Genomic DNA, 17,771 nt, shown 5'->3' with positions numbered 1-17,771 from the left:
GCTAGGCCTTCGCCGCGGCGGCGTTGACGGCCTCGACCAGCTGCTCGGGGTCGCTCTTGCCGGCCAGCAGGTCGACGACTCCGACGTTCAGCGCGTTGCCGACGTTGAGGCCGTAGACGGTGTCGAGCCACTGCGAGACGTACGGGGCCGAGTTGTAGGCCTCGAGGATCTGCTGCAGGTACGGCTCGGTGACCGCCTCCTGCGCCACGGTGTTCACCGGGGGCGCGTTGAAGGCCGCGTAGTACTCCTTCTGCACGTCGGAGGTGGCCAGGTAGTTGAGGAAGTCGACGCACTCGTCGGGAGCGCCCGCGGAGCAGGAGTAGCCGTCGACGCCGCCCATGATCGCGCCGGCCTCGCCGTCGCCGCCGTCGATCTCGGGGAACGGGAACCAGCCCAGGTCGGGCAGCGGCTTCTCGTCGGGGGTGAGGGAGGCGATCACGCCGGGGTTCCACGCGCCCATGAGCTCCATCGACGCCTGGTGGTTGGCGAGGAGTCCGGCCGAGCTGCCCGCGCCCTGCTGGGCGGCGGTGGTGAGGAAGCCCTCGTTGAACGGCTCGGTGGCCGAGAAGTCCTGCAGGTCCTCGCCCGCGCGGACCCAGCAGTCGTCCGAGAAGTCCTTGGTGTCGGCCGCCTCGGCCATGGTGTCGGCGCTGCACTCGCGGAGCGCGAAGAAGTAGTACCAGTGCGCGGCGGGCCAGGCGTCCTTCGCGCCGAGCGCGACGGCCTGGGCTCCGCTGCCCTTGATCTTGGTGATCGCGGAGTCGAGCTCGTCGATGGTCTTCGGGGTCTCGGTGACGCCCGCCGCCGTGAAGAGGTCCTGGCTGTAGAACAGGCCGCCCGGGAGGACGGCGACCGGCATCGCCCAGACCTTGTCGTCGAGCGTGTTCGCCGAGAACGAGCCCTCGGGGATCTCGCTGCGCGCCTGGTCCGAGATGCCGTCGGTGAGGTCCTTCAGCTGTCCGCCCGCGACCATGGCGGCGAGCTTGCCGCCTCCGCGCTGGAGGAAGACGTCGGGGGCGTCGCCCGAGTTGAGCGCCGTCTGGAGCTTGCCGTCGAGATCCTCGTTCTGGATGGCCTGCGACTCGATGGTCACTCCGGGGTTCGCGGCCTCGAAGTCCGCGATCGTCTTGTCCCAGAACTCCTGGCCGGGGCCCGTGGTCGAGTTCTGCCAGAGGGTCATCGCGACGGTGCCGTCGCTCGATCCCGAGTCCTGGGCCGAGCAGCCGGTGAGGGCCGCGACCGTGCCGAACAGGGCTGCTGTCGCCACTGCGATCTTCCTGAACTTCATCGTCCAACCGTTCTCTTCATCGAGGGCGCCGCCTGGTGCACCGGCGCCGTGGGGGTTCCCGCCTTCGCGGGTGGAGTCAGTGTCCGCAGTGCTTGCGAAAGTGGTCAAACGTTTTCGAAATGGTTTTCGAAGCACGGGTTACAGTCGGCCACATGACCACCCGACCGACCATCCACGACGTCGCCGCTGCCGCCGGCGTCTCGGTGGCGACGGTGTCCAAGGCCGTGAACGGCCGCTACGGCATCGCCCCGTCCACCGCCACCCGCGTGCTGGAGGTCGTGCGCGAGCTCGGCTACGAGTCGAGCCTGGTGGCGAGCAGCATGCGCTCCCGGCGCACGGGCGTGATCGGCGTGCTCGTCGCGGGGTTCGAGCCGTTCAGCGCCGAGATCCTGAAGGGCGTGGGGTCGGTGCTGGCGGAGTCGCGGTTCGACCTGCTCGCCTACTCCGGCTCCCACGAGGGCGAGCAGGAGGGCTGGGAGCGGCGCTCGCTCAGCCGGCTCAGCGGCACCCTCATCGACGGGGCGATCATGGTCACGCCGAGCGTGGTGAGCGCCCCCTCCGAGATCCCGCTCGTCGCCGTGGACCCGCACACCGGCCGCGCCGACCTGCCGACCGTCGAGTCCGACAACTTCGGCGGCGCCCTGCTCGCCACCCGCCACCTCGTCGCCCTCGGGCACCGCCGCATCGGCTTCGTCGCGGGCCGCGGCGACCTGCGCTCGGCGAGGCTGCGCGAGGCCGGCTACCGGGCGGCGCTGGCGGAGGCCGGCATCGCCTTCGACGAGCGCCTGCTGCGGGTGGGCAACTACCACCGCGACACCGCCCGGCGGCCCGCCTCCTCGCTCCTGTCGCTGCCCGACCGCCCGACCGCGGTCTTCGCCGCCAACGACGTCTCAGCGCTGGCGATCATCGAGACCGCCGCGCACCTGGGCCTCGCCGTGCCCCACGACCTGTCGGTGATCGGCTTCGACGACGTGCCCGAGGCCGCGCGCTTCGATCCGCCGCTGACCACCGTCCGCCAGCCGATGCAGACGCTCGGAGCGACCGCCGCCGAGATGCTGATCGCCCTGATGGCCGGGCGCGAGCCGCGCTCGCTGCACGTGCAGCTGCCGACGCAGCTCGTCCGCCGCGCGACGACGGGACCGCCGGCATGAGCGGCGACGGGACCGCCGGCACGGGCGACGAGCGGGAGGACGACGGCCCGACCGCGGTGCACGCCGCCCTCTTCGACGCGCTGGAGCTGGTGGACCTGCCCGCGCTCGAGGCGCTGCTCGACGAGCGCTTCGTGATCGAGCACCCGACCGGCCTGGTGCAGTCGCGGGAGGAGTGGCTCGCCGACATCGACGAGGCGCGCAAGGAGTACCACGAGATCGACCACGTCGAGAGCGCCCTCTCGGGCGGCGCCGCGCACCCGGTGCTCACCTCCCGCACCATCACCGAGGCGACCATCGGCCGCCTGCACGCGACCTGGCGGCTCCAGCTGACGAGCCGCCTCGTCCGCCGCGACGAGGGCTGGGTGATCACGCGGACCGTGGTGACGAGCTGGTGAGGCGGGCGGACCGGCGCGTCCGTGGCCGGCTGCAGGCGCGGCGGGCAGGATCGACACCGTGCTCCTCCAGGTCGTGACCCGCTCCGCCCGCCCGGCCGCCGAGATGTTCGACCGGGCGCGCGACATCGATCTGCACATGCGCTCGCAGGCCGGCGCTCGCGAGCGCGCGGTGTCCGGGACGACCACCGGGCTGATCGGGCTCGGCGAGCACGTGACCTGGAGCGCCCGGCACTTCGGCGTCCCGCTCCGGCTGACCAGCGCCGTCACCGCGCTCGACGCCCCGCACTCCTTCGTCGACGAGCAGACCCGCGGTCCCTTCGCGACCTTCCGGCACGAGCACCGCTTCGAGCCCGACGGCTCCGACTCCGGCTCCGGCTCCGGCTCCGGCTCCGGCTCCGGCTCCGGCTCCGTGATGATCGACCGGCTCGAGTACTCCGCCCCGCTCGGCGTCCTCGGGCGGATCGCGGAGCGGCTGGTGCTCGACCGGCACCTGCGGCGGCTGCTGGAGGAGCGCGGCGCGTTCCTCGCCGGAGGCGACCGGTGAGCGTCGCGGTCCGGACCCTGCTGACGCTCGTCGCCGTCGCCGGGGTCCTCTCGCTCGCGACGACCTCGGTCCTGTTCGCCCTGTCCTCCCTCGACACCGGCCGGGACCCCGGCGAGCTGCTCCTCCCGCTCGCTCGAGCACTCCTGGCGACCGCCGTGACGGCGGCCGTCGGCGGGCTCCCCTACTCCGCGGGACGGGGTCGCGCGCCCTGGCCGGTCCTCTGGTCGGCCTCCACGGTCTGCATCCTCGCGATCGCCTGGATCGTGGTCTCGATCGCCGCGTGGACCGAGGCGGGCGACGGGACGGACGCCGTCGTCGCGCTGCTGACCGTGGTGCCCGCCGCCTGCTGCTCGATCGCCGCGGTGCCGGTGACCGAGCTCGTCCTCCGGGTGGGAACGCGCAGGATCGACGCCCGCTAGCGGATCCGTCCCGCCGCTTGACCTTGACGTTGCGTCAACCCGTACCGTCGCTTCCATCGCCGCCGGAGTCCCCGGCGACGCGGAGACGGAGGGCGCTGTGGAGCAGGAGTGGACCGTGCACGAGGTGGCGCGGCTGGCCGGCACGACCAGCCGGACGCTGCGGCACTACGGGGCCGAGGGGCTGCTGCCGCCGAGCCGGGTGGGCGCGAGCGGCTACCGCTACTACGACGCCGCCGCGCTCGTGACGCTGCAGCGGATCCTGCTGCTGCGCGACCTCGGTCTCGGGCTGCCCGAGATCGGGCGGATCCTGCGGCGCGACGCGGAGCCGGTGGCCGCTCTCGAGCGGCACCTCGACGTGCTCCAGGAGGAGCGCCGACGGCTCGACCGCCGCATCCGGGCGGTCACCGGGACGATCACCACGATGAGAGAAGGGAACGGGCCGATGGCCGAGGAGATGTTCGACGGGTTCGACCACGCGGAGCACCGCGAGGAGGTGGAGCGCCGCTGGGGTGCCCCGGCGTACGCCGTCGGCGACCGCTGGTGGCGCTCGATGAGCGCGGAGGACCGCGAGCAGTGGCAGCGGCGGCAGGCGGACCTCGCCGATGCGTGGACCGCCGCGGCGGCGAGCGGGGCGGATCCGACCGGGGAGGAGGCGCTCGCGCTGGCCGAGCGGCACCGCGCCTGGCTCGCCGAGGTGCCGGGCACGCCCCGCGACGCGACCGGCGGCCCGAGCGACGATTACCTGCTCGGGCTCGGCGAGATGTACGTCGACGACGAGCGGTTCTCGGCGCACTACGGCGGAGTCGCCGGCGCCCGGTTCGTCCGCGACGCGCTGCGGGCGCTCGTCGAGCGGCGGGGATGACGGAGGTTCCGTCGGCCGGGCCGCGATCCCGCTCCGGAACGGCATGATCGCCTGATGGGACGCATCCGATTCAGCAGTCCGGGCTGGGACGAGGACACCGATCGGGGGCCCGCGCCCGACCCCGGCCGCGGCCGGTACTCCCGGGACGACGGGGCGAGGTTCACCGCGATCACGCTCACCTGCCTGTCGGTCCTCCCCGCGATCGTCCTCACGGCCGCGTTCCTCCTCGTGCGGCTCCCTCCGCTCGACCGCGACGACCAGCCCGACTGGACGGCGCCGGGCGCGGAGGTCCTGGCTCCGTGGCTGCTGCTGTTCCTGCTCCCGCCGCTGGTCACGGGGCTGCTCGCCCGTCTGGTCGGCGGGCGGGACTCCTCCCACGGGTTCGGTCGCTCCGCCGCGGTCTGCCTCGTGGTGATGGCGCCGTTCCTCGGGCTCTCGGCCCTCTCGCTCCTCGGTTAGGCGCCGCTGCCTCTCACGCCTGCAGGACCACCGCGCCGTAGTGGGTGCCGGCGCCCGTGCCCACCAGCAGCACCGACTCCCCCGGCTGCACGCGCGAGCGGTGCAGGGCCAGCGGGATCGCGCTGCCGATCGTGTTGCCGACCTCGCCGAGCGTGATCGTCATCCGGTCGCGACCCCAGAGGCGGGCCATGCCCTCGAGCCCGGCCGCGCTGGTCTGGTGCGGGACCACCCGGTCGATGCCGGGGAGCCCGCTCGAGAGGCCCGGCCGCACCTCCTCGAGGAACGCCGGGAAGTGCCGCAGCGCGTCGACGAGCAGCGCCTTGCCCTGCATGTCGAAGCGGAAGTCGGCGAGCCGGTCGGGCGCCTCCTCGATGCGGATGCGCGAGCCGAAGCCGCGCAGCTCCGCGTGGCGCACACCGCTCGGGCGGGTGCGGAAGTGCGTGGTGACCAGGCCCTGGCCCGGAGTCTCGGCGCGGCCGATCACGACGGCGGCGGCCGCGTCGCCGAAGAGCAGGGCGCTCTCGGGCTGGCCCGGGTCGATGCCGCGGCTGCCGCAGTCCGTCGAGACGATGAGCACGGTGTCCGCGCGACCCGTGGCGAGGAGGAACCCCGCCTCCTGCAGAGCGAAGAGGAACGACAGGCAGGTGGCGCCGACGCTGTACGCCGAGACGTCGTCCAGGCCGAGTCCCGCCGTGAGCAGCGCGCCTCCGTCCGGGATCGCCTGCAGCTGAGTGCCCGAGGCGTTGAGCACCACGTCGACCGTGTCGAGCCCGGCCGCCGCGAGCGCCCGGCGGGCGGCGAGCAAGCCGAGCTCCAGCGGGTCCTCGTCGTCGGTGACCCAGTGGCGGGTGCGCACGCCGGAGCGGCGCTCGGCCTCGTCGGCGGGCAGGCCGCAGAGCGCGGCGACCTCGGCGGTCGTGACGATCCGCTCGGGCAGCGCTTCGCCCGTGCCGAGGACGCGGAGCGGGAGGAGGTCGGGCACGTGGGCCCCTTCCTGCCCCGGGACGTGCGGAGCGAATCCCTGTATAGCGCGCCTCTGCACCTCCGCGCGCACTGTTCGGCGCGGTTTGACGGCACGGGCCCCCGCCGACACCATGGTCCCGGAGCGGGGGACGGATGGACGCGCGCGGTTTCTGGGTGGTCGTGCCCTTCCTCGACGAGGAGAAGCTGCTCGGCGGCGCCCTCGACGCGCTCGCCCGCCAGACCGATCCGGACTTCACCCTCCTGCTCGTCGACAACGGCAGCACCGACGGCTCGCGCGCCGTGATCGAGGAGTTCCGCCGCCGGTGCCCGGAGCGGCAGGTCGCCGTGATCGACGAGGCGCAGAAGGGCACGGGAGCCGCCTCCGACACCGGCTTCCGCCACGCGATCGCCGAGGGCGCGACGGCCGTCGCCCGCACGGACGCCGACTGCCTGCCGAGCGCCGACTGGGTGGCGCGCCTGAAGACCGACCTCCGCGGCGGCGCCCGCTTCGTCGGCGGCCGCCTGTCCCCGCGGCGGGACGAGGCCGTCTACCGCTGGTACGACGGCGTGCTCGGCACTGCGCTGATCCGCCTGATGGAGCACGCGCCGGGCGTCTTCTACCGCCGCCGCGGCCAGCGGTACCGGATGTTCATGGCCGCCGGCTGCAACCTCGCGATCGACGCCGCGCTGTACCTCCAGGTCGACGGCTTCCCGCGCTCGAGCATCGACGACACCGACGAGGACCTGGAGCTGCACCTGAAGGTCTGCCAGGTGATCGGGCGGAGCGAGGCGCTGCTCGACAAGGACGCGGTCGTGCTGATGTCGATCCGGAAGGGCAAGGCGCTCGGGTACCTGGGGATCCTGCTCTGGTACTGGGGCCGCAAGCGCGGGCTGGAGGTCGTCGATGTCCGATGAGCGCCGGCGCCGCGTGCTGATCACCGGGGCGACGGGCTTCCTCGGCGGCTACGCGGTGCGCGAGTTCCTGGCCGCGGGCGACGACGTGCTCGCCACCGGTCGCGCCCCCGAGGCGCTGGCGCGGCTGGAGGAGGAGGGCGCCACGGTCCTCCGCGCCGACCTCGCCGAGCTGGGCGCGACGACCGTCGAGGCCGACGTGCTCGTGCATGCAGCGGCGCTCTCGAGCCCGTGGGGCACGTGGAGCGAGTTCGAGCGCGCGAACGTCGCGGGGACGGAGTCGATGATCGCGCTGGCCGAGCGCTGCGGGATCCGCCGGTTCGTCTTCGTCTCGTCGCCGAGCATCTACTCCGCCCGGCGCCACCAGTACCTGGTGCGGGAGGAGGAGGTCGACGCCGGCAGCCGGATGAGCCTCTACATCCGCAGCAAGATCGAGGCGGAGCGGCTGCTGCAGGAGGCGCACCGCGCCGGCCGGATCCCCGAGCTCGTGATCCTGCGCCCCCGCGGCCTGATCGGCGTCGGCGACCCCAGCCTCCTCCCCCGCTTCGTCGCCGCGAGCCGCCGCCGCGGCATCCCCCTCTTCGACGGCGGTCGGAACCCCGTCGACATCACCTGCGTCGAGAACGCCGCGCACGCGCTGGTGCTCGCGGCCGACGCTCCTGTGGCCGACGGCGGCGTCTACAACATCACCAACGGCGAGCCCGCTCCGCTCGGCGACCTCCTCGAGCGCTTCTTCGCCGCGATGGGCGAGGAGCCGCGCTTCATCCGGGTGGACCTGCGCGTGCTGACCGGACTCGCCGAGATCCTGGAGCGGGTCTACCGGCTGCTGCCCGGCCGCGAGCCGCCGTTCACCCGCTACACCGTGGCGACCCTCGCCTACGCGCAGACCCTCGACATCTCGCGGGCGCGGACCGAGCTCGGCTACGAGCCGACCGTGCCGCTGGCCGAGGGCATCCGCCGGGTCGGCGAGCACCTGAGGGGGACGCGTGGCTGAGTCGTCGCTGCAGGTGATGGCGTGCGGGAGCACCGTCTTCCCGCTGTCCCGGGTGTTCCGCGGGAAGGGGCTCCCCCGCCGCGTCTTCCCCTCGAACGTCTTCCTGTACACGCACGCGAGCGGCCGACGGGTGCTCGTGGACACGGGCTACCCGCCGACGTTCCGCGGAACGGGCCTCGTCGGACGGCTGTACGAGCGGATCCTGCCCGCGACGGTGCCGGACGACGAGACCGTCGACCAGCGGCTGCTCGCTCTCGGCCTGACCCCGGCCGATGTGGAGTTCGTGGTGCTCACGCACCTGCACCCGGACCACGTGGGCGGCGTGCGCTGGTTCCCGGACGCGACGTTCGTGCTGTCGTCGGGCCAGGTCGCCTCCGTGCGGCGGAACCGCGTGCGCGAGGGGATCTTCCGCGCGCTGCTGCCGCCGTGGTTCGAGGCCGGGATCGTGGCGGACGAGCAGCCCGTGACGACGATCAAGGGGCTGACCGGATTCGACCTGTTCGGCGACGGGTCGCTGCTCGTGGTGCCGCTGCCGGGGCACGCACGCGGTCACCTGGGGGTGCTCGTCGAGGGGCGCGTGCTCGTGGCCGGAGACGCGGCGTGGGGGCGGGAGTTCCTCGGCTGGTCCGGGCGCCTGCGCCGGCTGCCGCGGTTCATCAGCGACGACGCGCGGGCGCACGAGCGGACGTCCGAGGTGCTCGAGCGTGTGGAGGCGGCGGGGGTGCGGCTGCGCTTCTCGCACGACGCGTATCCGGAGGGGGATGTGGCGCTGGGTGGGGCGGCGACTGGCCTGGCTTCACGCCACGTCCCCGAGGAGCTGGTCACTCGGAGGCTCGGAGCCGCGGCCTCGGTCGCGAAGAGTTAATCGCGGTCGCGGCGAAGTTCGTCGCCGCGACCGCGATAAAGGCTCCGCGCTGTCCTATTGCCGGACGCGCCGGATTCTCAGGAATTATTGCAACCGGGACGAGGTCGATTCTAAGGGGTGAGATTGTCGTAAACCGAGGCCGATTCAGACACACTGAGACGAAAAGTTATCAGCCATTCGCGAAATCGAAACAACTGAGAAGCACTGCAGAGGAGCACAAATTTTGAAACGTAGCAACACGACACCCAAAGAAGCTGGCCTCAGGGATGCATTGGCAGAAAACCTGAACGTCGTTGGCGAGGAGTTGTCTCTAATAAAGGTCGAATATCACTTGCGGAATACTAATGGCGCATCTGGATCGATCGATATTCTTGCTCGTGATGGACGCGGCGACCTTGTCATCATTGAGCTGAAACGAGCCGATCAAACCGCTCGCCAAGCCCTGCACGAACTTGAAAAATATGTCGCACTTCTCGCGCAAAATCACGGCATCCGTACAGACCAGTTACGTTGCATATTGATTTCAACTACCTGGCATGAACTTGCTGTTCCTTTTTCAAGATACCAAAGCCATGCCGATTTCTACCTTACTGGGCTTGAGCTCATTCTGGATAGTAGTGGCACTATTCTTCGTTGCGACCCTGTAATCCCTAGCAAATTATCTGCCGGCCTTGACCTATGCCCCTCCTATTTCGGAATGCTTTTCGAGAGCGCTGAAGCCCGTGATCTGTCCGTAAAGCAGGCCAAAGATGCACTCTTGCTCTCGGATGTGGAAGATTTTATTCTACTTAGCCTCGATTACTCCGGCTCGGACGAGCGCGTTATTTTCCCGTACGCTAATTTCTTAGCCCTGTCTAAATTTGACCAAGCAATGCGAGAGCATATTAGTCTTCATTTTTCAGAGGACGCGATCGATGAATTCGAACCGGAGGACTACTGGCAAGAAGAGTTGGTCCAAACTCATCTATCTAGGATCATTGAATGCGACGAAGTCTCAATAAGCACGCCCTACCAACTAGGAGTACTCGAAACATGGAGCCTGGTAGTCACAGAAGGATCGGGGGTATTTGCCGACCCGCTGGTATGGCCGAGCGAGCGTCTACTCGAACTCGTGTCGGGAAGTCGCAGCAGATATGCGATGAACTATTCGGACCAAGTCGTTCCTGCTAATCGTCCCGCGTGGCTCAAATTACTAGGGAACGTGGACCAGGTTACTCGGGGAACGGACCCCTGGCCCCAAATCATCCACAGCTGGCTTGAGGAGGCGGAGCATATCGGCGCAGAGGTTCGACTGAATATCTACTGTCCGCAGTCCATACTATATGGCTTGTTCAAAATTGCCCGCGACCGCGATGCATCCTTCATCCCAGAGATAACACTGGCTCGAAAGCATAGGGTTACCGGCACTCTTGTTCGAGGAAGCATTGCCTGGGACGGCATCGTTCGCGATATAAGCATCACGGAGCTTCTTTCAACGTTCGATCTTGATTTTCTGGACTACATGACCGCACATGGTCTCGGTGAGAATATTGAGCTTGAGCAGAAGATGCTGATAGCATTAGGCCTGCGATATGTTGCTCTCGAGCCGACAGGACTAAGCCGCAACGGCTTAGTCGACGAGTTACGCGAGCTTAGTGTAGAAGGCCACGGGTCTTTAGCGCGGTCGGTTCCTATTATCAAGGAGCATCGCAGTCCAGAAGAGTTTCTCGGAGCGCATCCTTTGTTCCGGGAAAGCCTCTTGTCTGCCTTCGGCACTAAGGTCATTGGAATTTGAGCCCTGCTCACGACCCCCTCCGCAGTTGACTGCCTGACGCGCCACCTCGGCGGATCTGGGAAGGCACCCGCTCGCGGAACATCTGCGATTCCCTCCGCCGACGCATCCCACCTGAGCGCACCTCCCCCTTCGGCGCGAGATGCCGCTCGGAGGCCTGTCGCACTGCTGCCGACTTCCTCCGCTACCCGGGCACCACCACGAAGGCGACCCCGACGACGACGCCCAGCACGAGAGCCACCGAGCCGAACCCGATCAGGAGGGCGGACGTCAGCGGACGGGTCTCGCGGAAGCTCATCGTTCCGGGGATCAGCTCGTTGATCTCGGAGGGGCTGAGCGTCTTCTCCAGGGCGGGCGGCGCCTCGATCTCCCGCCGGCGAGCGGCTCCGGTCAGGCGCGCCCACACGCTCCGGCCACCGGTGTGCACGCCACGCGCCGCCGGCAAGAGCGGCGTCGTCACGGCGGCGACGACGGCCCGCAGATCCTCGAGCTCCCAGTCCGCCCCGCGGAGCCGCAGCGACCGGCTCCCGTCCGACAGGAACAGGATCAGCGACGGGGGCAGATCGATCCCCTCACTGTTGGGGCCGGCGGGCACCCACGCGAGCAGCGCCTTCACCGACGGGTCGGCGCGGTCGAAGGTCACGACCCTGCCTCGAGCGTCCGTGCACTCGATCGTCCGGTCCGAGATCCGGAGGGACGCGGTGGCGAGGAACCGCCGGTTGCGGAGCGCCAGCACTCCGACGATCACCAGAGCCACCACGGTGGCGAACCCGAACAGCCCGAGGTAGACGGCCAGCGCGGCACCGCGGTCGTCGGCGATCACGACTCCCCAGACGCTCCCCGCCAGCAGGACCAGCGCGGGGAGGACGGCGACGGGCCTCAGCCGTCGCGACTCGTTCTTCTGCCGGGCCCTCGAGGGCCGGACCTCGCGAACCGGCTCCGAGCGGTCCGTCCGTCGCCGATCCATCAGACGGACGCGACGGCCGGGGAGCCGGCGCGGGCGCGATTCCGAGGAGGGTCGTCGAGGCTGCGGCGCATGGCGTCAGGGTAGCGGTGGCGTTTGGTCGGGCCGCGCAGGACGTCACCTGACGACAGGTCGACCTCTCCCGAGGTGCCGCCGCCGAGCACGATCATCCGAGCGAGGGCGCGTCCGGGGCGACAGACTGGGCTGGTGTCCTCACCGATGACGATCCGCGCCGTGCCGACCTCGGCCCAGCGTGAGGAGATGCACCTCAGGCTCCGTCGCACGGAGATCAGCCCCGCGCGAGGCCTCGCGGCCTTCCCCGGCGATCGGCCTCCTCAGGACGTCGCGTGCAGGACCGCGCACTCGACGCACGCGGGACGCCGCCCCCGGCGGCAGCCCGCCGGGGGCCGAGCGCCCTGACGCGACTCCCGCGCCGCCGGCGACACGACGCCCCCACTCGACGCACGCACCTACCCACTCCAGACAGGACCCGCCATGACCTCCTCCCTCTCCCACCCGGCGAGCCGCTGGGCTCTCGACCACATGCCCCTCACCGCGCAGGCCGTCCGGGAGCTTGCTCCGGTGCTCTCCGGGAAGAAGCTGGCGATCTGCCTCCACGTCGAGCCCAAGACCGCCGCGCTCGTGTCGCTCCTCGTCGAGGCCGGGATGGACATCGCTCTGACGGGCTCGCCCGGAACCACGAAGGACGACGTCGCCGACGACCTCCGCGCCCTCGGCGTGCACGTCCACACGAAGCAGAGCGACGGCGAGGCGGAGCACCTCCGCAACATCGAGGAGGTGCTCGAGCACGATCCCGATCTCACCCTCGACAACGGCGCCGACCTCACCCTCCGCCTGATCAATTCGGGCGTCCCGGACCACTACCTCGGCGGCACCGAGGAGACCACCACCGGCGGCATCCGCCTGCGGGAGAACAGCGCGACCCTCCCGCGACCGGTCGTCGTCATCAACGACTCCCCCCTCAAGCTGATCGTCGAGAACGAGTACGGGGTCGGCCAGAGCGTCGTCCAGGGCTTCATGAACGCCACGAACCTCATGATCCCGGGCACCCGCGCCGCGGTCATCGGCTACGGCCCGTGCGGACGCGGAGTCGCCGACACCCTCGCGCAGCTCGGAGCGCGGGTCTCCGTCGCCGACGTCGACCCGATCCGCTCGCTGCAGGCGATCCTCCGCGGCCACCGCGTCGGACCCGTCGCCGACGTCCTCTCGGACGCGCAGTTCGTCTTCACCGCTACCGGAGCACCCGGCGTCATCGGCGCGGCGGAGATCGACGCGTTCGCCGACGGCGCCGTGATCGCCGGCGTCGGCCACTTCCCGTGGGAGATCGACGAGGACGCCCTCGCGGCCGCCACGGAGTCGACCACCGAGTTCGCCGACGGACAGCGCCGGCAGGGCATCAGCCTGAAGAACGGCAAGCGGATCGTCCGCCTCGAGAACGGCCGGATGATCAACCTCACCGCGGCCGGCGGGAATCCGATCCAGGCGATGGACCTCGGCCTGACCCTGCAGGCCCGGAGCCTCGCCGCTGTCGTCACCGCGGACCTCGACGCCGCCGTGCAGCCCGTCCCGGCCGACGTCGAGCACCGCATCGCGACCGACCTCGTCGCCCTCCTCAGCCGCTGAGGGGCGCCGGGCAGGAGGGTCTCGCCGGGCGCAGCGGGTCGGGATCGCGACCCGGCTGCGCCGACGTCGGCGCGGTTGCCGGCAGCAGGAGCAGGCATCCGTGGCCGCTCCCGCGAGGCCGAACCAGCGGGCCCGCCCGGCTCACGGGACCGTCACTCGCGGCCGAGCCAGTCCGTGATCGCGCTGACGACGCGGTCGAGGTGGGACTCGAGCAGGAAGTGCCCGCCGTCGACGAGCTCGATGCGCGCGTGGGGGGCGTCGCGGAGGAACGCCTGGGCGCCGGCGGGGGCGAAGATCTCGTCGTTCCGGCCCCAGACGGCGAGGACGGGCACTCCGGACTCGCGGATCCACGCCTGCACGGCGGGGTACAGGGCGCGGTTGGTGGCGTAGTCGCGGAAGAGGGCCAGCTGCACGTCGTCCTGGCCGGGGCGGGCGAGGAGCGCGAGGTCGTGCTCCCAGGCGTCCGGGTCGACGGTGCTGGAGTCGGGGACACCGTGGGTGTACTGCCACTCGACGGCCTCCCGGCCGAGAGCCGGCCGGAGGGCGTCGCGCGTCTCGTCGGTCCGCTCGGCGGCGTCGGCCCAGATCGGGTCCCAGAAGCCGGGCACGAAGCCCTCCTCGTAGGCGTTGCCGTTCTGCGAGATCACGGCGACGACCGCGGACGGATCGGCGAGGGCGAGGCGCCAGCCGACGGGGGCGCCGTAGTCCTGCACGTAGATCGTGTACCGGGTCACCCCGATGGTCTCGAGGAAGCGGCCGGCCACCGCGGTCAGGGCGGCGAACGTGTAGTCGAAGTCGTCGACGGAGGGCGCGGACGAGCGTCCGAAGCCGATGTGGTCGGGGGCGATGACGCGGTAGTGGCCGGCGAGGGCGGGGAGGAGGTGGCGGAACATGTGCGAGCTGCTCGGGTACCCGTGCAGCAGCAGGAGGACGGGCGCGTCGACGGGCCCGGCCTCCCGCCAGAAGACGTCGAGTCCGTCGACGGACACGGTGCGGTGATGGACGACGACCATGGCTAACCCTTCAAATCAGATTTACTGGTTAGCCGGACGCTAGCATGGATCGAACGGGCCGCACGGCGCGGGAGGACGGGGAACGATGGATCGGGACGAGGAGCTGCTCCTGGCGGTGCTGAACAGCGCGCCCGTGGTGGACGGACAGCCGACGGACGACCTCGGCGACACGTCCGGTCGCGGGCTCGCCCGGCGGTGGGGCGGAGCCGGCACCGAGGACGAGCTCGAGCGGCTGCGCCGCGCCCGCGACGCGCTCCAGGCCGTCGTGCGCTCGGGCGCGCCCGCGGCCGTCGCGGAGCTCGCGGACCTGGTCGCGCACGCCGTGCGCACTCCGCGCGTCACCGGTGAGGGCGTCGTGTGGGAGCTGAGCGCTCCCGAGCCGGATCGACTCGCGGTGGAATCCGTCCTCGCCTGGTCCGCTGTGAACGCCCGGTTCCCCGGGCGGCTCCGCGCCTGCGCGAACGACGAGTGCAACCTCTTCCTCCTCGACCGCAGCCGCCCCGGCACCGCCAAGTGGTGCTCGATGGCGACGTGCGGCAACCGGATGAAGGCCCGCGCGCACGCGAGCCGGTCGCGGGTCTGAGGGCGGCCGGGAGGCACAGCGGCGAAGGCTAGGCGCAGCGCAGCCGGGCCGTCGATGCGGACGCCTGCGCTCGAGCCCGTTGCAGGGCCTCCTCGCGTCCGGCCGCGTCCAGGCGGGCGGGACCGTAGGTGACCACCGGGGGCAGGACGTCGTACCCGACGAACTCGAGCATCCCGCGATGGATGTGGAAGAGGAACGACTGCAGGTCGCCGTAGCCGTCGGCGGCGCCGGGCGCGAAGGCCGCTTCGCCGCCGCCCGTCGTCAGCAGGAGCATCGCGCTCCTGCCACGCAGGCCGCCTTCGGCGAAGACGCCGTGCTCGCCTCCGAACGTCGCGCCCATCACGAAGACGCGGTCGATCCAGCCCTTCATGATCGCCGGCATCGAGAACCACCACAGGGGGAACGAGAGCACCAGGAGATCCGCCTGCATCAGCTCGTCGAGGTCGCTCGTGACGGGCTCCCCGAGCGTCTTCTCGAGGACCGCGGTCATCTGCTGCGCCTGCGGCTTGAAGTAGCCTGAGCCGGGCGCGAACTGGTCGCGGTGCAGCACCGGGTCCCGGCCCTCGGCGTACAGGTCGAGCCGGCGCACCTCCATGCCGTCGGCCCTCAGCTGCTCGAGGACCGCGTCCGCCTGCGCCGAGGAGAAGGACCGCTCCTCGGGATGGGCGTGGACGAGCAGAGCGCGGCGAGCGGGAGCGGCCTCGGAAGCATCGGTCATGCCGCCGATCATATCGACGATTCGCGATACGTCGCTAGATCGAGGCTCCGAGCCGCTTGAGGAGCCCGTCGACGTCGGCGTCGCTCCTCCGGTAGTGGGTGTACTTCCCGACGCGCGTCGAGCGGACGAGGCCCGCGCGCTCCAGGGATCCCATGTACGACGAGATGGTCGACTGCGCGAGACCGCTCTTCGCGGCGAGATGCGTGACGCAGACCCCGAACTCGGCGCGGTCGGCGATCGGCTCGAACTCGCTGAACGACGCCTCGGGAGAGCGGAGCCACTCCATGATCTGCAGCCGCGTGGGATTGCCCAGCGCCTTCAGCACCTCGACCAGTCCCGTGTCCACCGCGCCATTCTCCTCTGCTCGCCGCCCGGGCGCCTCCGCACCGGAATCACCCTCCGCCCGGACGCACCCCGCTCACGGCAGCAGGATCACCTTGCCGTCGAGCGTCCGGGACTCGGCGAGCTCCATCGCCTCGACGATCCCCGTGAGCGGGAAGCGGGCGGCGATGTTGGCCGTCAGCGAGCCGTCGGCGAGGAGTCCGAGCACGCGGCCGAGGTCCTCCTCGAGCCGCGCACGGAAGCGCGCGGGGCGCAGCGAGTGGCCCGCCCAGAGGTCGTAGAAGACCGCGCGCCGGCCGTTGGGGGCGAGCTGGTAGGCCTGGATCCGCGCGAGCTGGCGGAGGAACGGGGGCCAGATGCTCCCGGTGCTCGCGCTGACGATCGCGTACGCGACGAGGGTGCCGCCGGGCGCGACCAGGGACCACGCCAGCCGGGTCGTCGCTCCGCCGACGTTGTCGAACACGGCCTGCACTCCGCCGGGAGCGAGCTCGCGCACGCGAGCGGCGAGGTCGGGATCGGCGTAGTCGACGGGCTCCACTCCGGCCGCTCGGAGGGCCTCGTGGTGGCGGGGCGAGGCGGCGCCGATCACGCGGATCCCCTCGAGGCGGGCGAGGCGGTGCACGAGGCCGCCGACTCCGCCGTTCGCGCCGAACAGGAGGATCGTGTCACCGCGGGAGACCCGGGCCGAGCGGTGCAGCATCTGCCACGCCGTCACTCCGTTGACCACGACGGCCTCGGCGTCCTCCGACGCGACTCCGTCGGGGACGAGAACGCAGTCGCGGGCGGCGACGCGGGCGTGACCCGTCCAGCCGCCGGTCTTGGTGAGGGCGGCGACACGGCGGCCCCCGAGCGACGCGTCGCCGCCGGGGCCGACCGCGAGGACCCGGCCGACGAGGTCGTAGCCGGGCGTGAAGGGGAACGGCGGCTGGGCGAAGTAGCGGCCGCGGCGCATCGACTGCTCGGCGAACGAGATGCCGGTGGCCTCGACGGCGACGAGCAGCTCGCCGGCCGCGGGAGGCTCGACCGGTGCCTGCTCGAGGAGCAGTCCGGACGGCTCGACGATCCCGGGGAGGACGACGCGGGTGGTGGTGCGGGGAAGGGTGGTGGACATGAGGGGCTCCTGGAATTTGTAGTGAGTGACTGGACAGTCACAACGGCGGGCATGAGAAAGAGGGTGGCGAAGAGGAGGAGGGGAGGAAGAAGAGGAGCAGGCGGGAGGACCGCGGGCTCAGTCGCGGTGCCGGATGCCGTCGGAGACGATGCGGGCCCACTCGGAGTCGACGCCGCCGAGGTCGGTCTGCACGATCAGGTGGCAGAGCTGCCCGTAGGCGACGAAGCGCTGCACGGCCGGGCCGTCGGCTCCGGAGACGACGGTGACCGTTCGGACGACCGCGGAGATCCCGCGGCGCACTGCCTCGCGGATCTCGGGGACCTCGCACGCGCTCTGCGCCTGTGACTGCAGCATGATCAGGTCGCGGTCGGCGATCAGGTCGATGTAGGCGACGGTCATCGCCTCGAGCCGGTCGGCCGGGTCCGAGGCCTCCCCCGCCGCCGCGAGCGTGGACGCCACCTGCTCGTAGCAGCGGTCGACCGCTGCGACGAAGACGCCGAGCTTGCCCGGGAACAGGCGGAAGACGTAGGCGGGCGAGACGCCGGCCTCGGCCGCGACCTCGGTGATCGGAGTCGCGGCGTAGCCGGTGCGCGCGAAGACGTGGAGCGCCGCCGCGGTGATCCGCTCGCGCTGCGCCTCGGCGGTGGAGCGGGTGGAGGGAGAAGGCATGTGACTGATCGAACACTTACTTCTCTCGTGTGTCAAGAGCGGCGGCCGGACGGATAGAGACAGCGGCCCCGCTCAGGGGCACCCCACGATCCGGTCCGGCACGC

The 17,771-nt window shown here is 70.9% G+C and carries 20 protein-coding genes; 12 read left to right on the top strand and 8 right to left on the bottom strand.

Translation table 11 applies throughout. From position 1 onward, the window contains the following. Position 1: 1 nt before the first annotated feature. On the bottom strand, positions 2-1,288 hold the full coding sequence (locus C5B93_RS09600; RefSeq protein WP_104292347.1) for an ABC transporter substrate-binding protein: 1,287 nt from the start codon (positions 1,286-1,288) through the stop codon (positions 2-4). A 152-nt stretch (positions 1,289-1,440) separates the two neighbouring features. On the opposite strand from C5B93_RS09600, the gene C5B93_RS09595 reads away from it, so the two are divergent. The 6 genes from C5B93_RS09595 to C5B93_RS09570 all read left to right on the top strand — a co-directional run bounded on the left by C5B93_RS09595 (position 1,441) and on the right by C5B93_RS09570 (position 5,118). After that, positions 1,441-2,439 (top strand): LacI family DNA-binding transcriptional regulator, encoded by a 999-nt coding sequence (locus C5B93_RS09595; RefSeq protein ID WP_104292346.1) that lies wholly within the window; start codon positions 1,441-1,443, stop codon positions 2,437-2,439. Continuing rightward, positions 2,436-2,834 carry a nuclear transport factor 2 family protein gene (locus tag C5B93_RS09590; protein ID WP_104292345.1) on the top strand — a complete coding sequence of 133 codons (399 nt, stop codon included), beginning with the start codon at positions 2,436-2,438 and terminating at the stop codon, positions 2,832-2,834. The genes C5B93_RS09595 and C5B93_RS09590 overlap by 4 nt, the downstream gene beginning before the upstream one ends. Before the next feature lie 58 nt (positions 2,835-2,892). Continuing rightward, a complete protein-coding gene (locus C5B93_RS17255) occupies positions 2,893-3,378 on the top strand; it encodes an SRPBCC family protein (protein ID WP_308471255.1) in 486 nt (161 codons plus the stop codon). After that, on the top strand, positions 3,375-3,797 hold the full coding sequence (locus C5B93_RS09580; RefSeq protein WP_104292344.1) for a hypothetical protein: 423 nt from the start codon (positions 3,375-3,377) through the stop codon (positions 3,795-3,797). The genes C5B93_RS17255 and C5B93_RS09580 overlap by 4 nt, the downstream gene beginning before the upstream one ends. Before the next feature lie 97 nt (positions 3,798-3,894). Continuing rightward, complete coding sequence (locus C5B93_RS09575) at positions 3,895-4,659, top strand: TipAS antibiotic-recognition domain-containing protein (RefSeq protein ID WP_104292343.1); 765 nt, start codon at positions 3,895-3,897, stop codon at positions 4,657-4,659. A gap of 54 nt (positions 4,660-4,713) precedes the next feature. Continuing rightward, positions 4,714-5,118, top strand: coding sequence for a hypothetical protein (locus C5B93_RS09570; protein WP_104292342.1), 405 nt, complete (start codon positions 4,714-4,716; stop codon positions 5,116-5,118). A 13-nt stretch (positions 5,119-5,131) separates the two neighbouring features. Here C5B93_RS09570 and C5B93_RS09565 read toward each other — a convergent pair whose 3' ends face one another. Beyond that, a complete protein-coding gene (locus tag C5B93_RS09565) occupies positions 5,132-6,100 on the bottom strand; it encodes a 3-oxoacyl-ACP synthase III family protein (protein WP_219814034.1) in 969 nt (322 codons plus the stop codon). Positions 6,101-6,234: 134 nt separating this feature from the next. Between C5B93_RS09565 and C5B93_RS09560 the strand changes: the two genes are divergently transcribed. From C5B93_RS09560 to C5B93_RS09545, 4 genes are all read left to right on the top strand, one after another. Then, positions 6,235-6,996 (top strand): glycosyltransferase, encoded by a 762-nt coding sequence (locus tag C5B93_RS09560; RefSeq protein ID WP_104292340.1) that lies wholly within the window; start codon positions 6,235-6,237, stop codon positions 6,994-6,996. Continuing rightward, positions 6,986-7,987, top strand: a complete 1,002-nt coding sequence (locus C5B93_RS09555; protein ID WP_104292339.1) for an NAD(P)-dependent oxidoreductase — start codon at positions 6,986-6,988, stop codon at positions 7,985-7,987. The genes C5B93_RS09560 and C5B93_RS09555 overlap by 11 nt, the downstream gene beginning before the upstream one ends. Next, the gene (locus C5B93_RS09550) at positions 7,980-8,852 is read left to right on the top strand and encodes an MBL fold metallo-hydrolase (protein ID WP_104292338.1); all 873 of its coding nucleotides are present in this window, start codon (positions 7,980-7,982) and stop codon (positions 8,850-8,852) included. The genes C5B93_RS09555 and C5B93_RS09550 overlap by 8 nt, the downstream gene beginning before the upstream one ends. Positions 8,853-9,075: 223 nt before the next feature. Continuing rightward, positions 9,076-10,626: an endonuclease NucS domain-containing protein gene (locus tag C5B93_RS09545; RefSeq protein ID WP_181068373.1), complete on the top strand. Its 1,551-nt coding sequence runs from the start codon at positions 9,076-9,078 to the stop codon at positions 10,624-10,626. A gap of 181 nt (positions 10,627-10,807) precedes the next feature. Here C5B93_RS09545 and C5B93_RS09540 read toward each other — a convergent pair whose 3' ends face one another. Continuing rightward, positions 10,808-11,590: a hypothetical protein gene (locus C5B93_RS09540; RefSeq protein ID WP_104292336.1), complete on the bottom strand. Its 783-nt coding sequence runs from the start codon at positions 11,588-11,590 to the stop codon at positions 10,808-10,810. 492 nt (positions 11,591-12,082) lie between these two features. On the opposite strand from C5B93_RS09540, the gene C5B93_RS09535 reads away from it, so the two are divergent. Then, complete coding sequence (locus C5B93_RS09535; RefSeq protein WP_104292335.1) at positions 12,083-13,231, top strand: adenosylhomocysteinase; 1,149 nt, start codon at positions 12,083-12,085, stop codon at positions 13,229-13,231. Between the two features lie 152 nt (positions 13,232-13,383). On the opposite strand, the gene C5B93_RS09530 is transcribed toward C5B93_RS09535, so the two are convergent. Then, on the bottom strand, positions 13,384-14,244 hold the full coding sequence (locus tag C5B93_RS09530) for an alpha/beta fold hydrolase (protein ID WP_104267634.1): 861 nt from the start codon (positions 14,242-14,244) through the stop codon (positions 13,384-13,386). An 85-nt stretch (positions 14,245-14,329) separates the two neighbouring features. Here C5B93_RS09530 and C5B93_RS09525 point away from each other — a divergent pair, with 85 nt between their 5' ends. Next, positions 14,330-14,827 (top strand): CGNR zinc finger domain-containing protein, encoded by a 498-nt coding sequence (locus C5B93_RS09525; RefSeq protein ID WP_104292334.1) that lies wholly within the window; start codon positions 14,330-14,332, stop codon positions 14,825-14,827. A 28-nt stretch (positions 14,828-14,855) separates the two neighbouring features. Here the strand turns inward: C5B93_RS09525 and C5B93_RS09520 are convergent, their stop codons facing one another. The 4 genes from C5B93_RS09520 to C5B93_RS09505 form a co-directional block, all read right to left on the bottom strand. Continuing rightward, the gene (locus tag C5B93_RS09520; RefSeq protein WP_104292387.1) at positions 14,856-15,545 is read right to left on the bottom strand and encodes an NAD(P)H-dependent oxidoreductase; all 690 of its coding nucleotides are present in this window, start codon (positions 15,543-15,545) and stop codon (positions 14,856-14,858) included. A 34-nt stretch (positions 15,546-15,579) separates the two neighbouring features. Continuing rightward, the gene (locus tag C5B93_RS09515; protein ID WP_244230566.1) at positions 15,580-15,891 is read right to left on the bottom strand and encodes a helix-turn-helix transcriptional regulator; all 312 of its coding nucleotides are present in this window, start codon (positions 15,889-15,891) and stop codon (positions 15,580-15,582) included. A gap of 72 nt (positions 15,892-15,963) precedes the next feature. Further along, positions 15,964-16,998 carry a medium chain dehydrogenase/reductase family protein gene (locus C5B93_RS09510; RefSeq protein WP_104292333.1) on the bottom strand — a complete coding sequence of 345 codons (1,035 nt, stop codon included), beginning with the start codon at positions 16,996-16,998 and terminating at the stop codon, positions 15,964-15,966. A gap of 117 nt (positions 16,999-17,115) precedes the next feature. After that, complete coding sequence (locus C5B93_RS09505) at positions 17,116-17,667, bottom strand: TetR/AcrR family transcriptional regulator (RefSeq protein WP_104292332.1); 552 nt, start codon at positions 17,665-17,667, stop codon at positions 17,116-17,118. Between the last annotated feature and the right edge of the window lie 104 nt (positions 17,668-17,771).

It is taken from the genome of Rathayibacter sp. AY1A2, assembly GCF_002930935.1.
Classification (GTDB): domain Bacteria; phylum Actinomycetota; class Actinomycetes; order Actinomycetales; family Microbacteriaceae; genus Rathayibacter.
The sequence above is the reverse complement of the archived record's forward strand: the minus strand, read 5'-3'. Positions and strand labels throughout refer to the sequence as shown.

What these genes read in the sequence shown, in the direction of transcription:
- C5B93_RS09600 (WP_104292347.1), bottom strand. Translation starts at nt 1,288, where the DNA reads ATGAAGTTCAGGAAGATCGCAGTGGCGACAGCAGCCCTGTTCGGCACG.
- C5B93_RS09595 (WP_104292346.1), top strand. Translation starts at nt 1,441, where the DNA reads ATGACCACCCGACCGACCATCCACGACGTCGCCGCTGCCGCCGGCGTC.
- C5B93_RS09590 (WP_104292345.1), top strand. Translation starts at nt 2,436, where the DNA reads ATGAGCGGCGACGGGACCGCCGGCACGGGCGACGAGCGGGAGGACGAC.
- C5B93_RS09570 (WP_104292342.1), top strand. Translation starts at nt 4,714, where the DNA reads ATGGGACGCATCCGATTCAGCAGTCCGGGCTGGGACGAGGACACCGAT.
- C5B93_RS09560 (WP_104292340.1), top strand. Translation starts at nt 6,235, where the DNA reads ATGGACGCGCGCGGTTTCTGGGTGGTCGTGCCCTTCCTCGACGAGGAG.
- C5B93_RS09555 (WP_104292339.1), top strand. Translation starts at nt 6,986, where the DNA reads ATGTCCGATGAGCGCCGGCGCCGCGTGCTGATCACCGGGGCGACGGGC.
- C5B93_RS09540 (WP_104292336.1), bottom strand. Translation starts at nt 11,590, where the DNA reads ATGGATCGGCGACGGACGGACCGCTCGGAGCCGGTTCGCGAGGTCCGG.
- C5B93_RS09535 (WP_104292335.1), top strand. Translation starts at nt 12,083, where the DNA reads ATGACCTCCTCCCTCTCCCACCCGGCGAGCCGCTGGGCTCTCGACCAC.
- C5B93_RS09530 (WP_104267634.1), bottom strand. Translation starts at nt 14,244, where the DNA reads ATGGTCGTCGTCCATCACCGCACCGTGTCCGTCGACGGACTCGACGTC.
- C5B93_RS09525 (WP_104292334.1), top strand. Translation starts at nt 14,330, where the DNA reads ATGGATCGGGACGAGGAGCTGCTCCTGGCGGTGCTGAACAGCGCGCCC.
- C5B93_RS09520 (WP_104292387.1), bottom strand. Translation starts at nt 15,545, where the DNA reads ATGACCGATGCTTCCGAGGCCGCTCCCGCTCGCCGCGCTCTGCTCGTC.
- C5B93_RS09510 (WP_104292333.1), bottom strand. Translation starts at nt 16,998, where the DNA reads ATGTCCACCACCCTTCCCCGCACCACCACCCGCGTCGTCCTCCCCGGG.
- C5B93_RS09505 (WP_104292332.1), bottom strand. Translation starts at nt 17,667, where the DNA reads ATGCCTTCTCCCTCCACCCGCTCCACCGCCGAGGCGCAGCGCGAGCGG.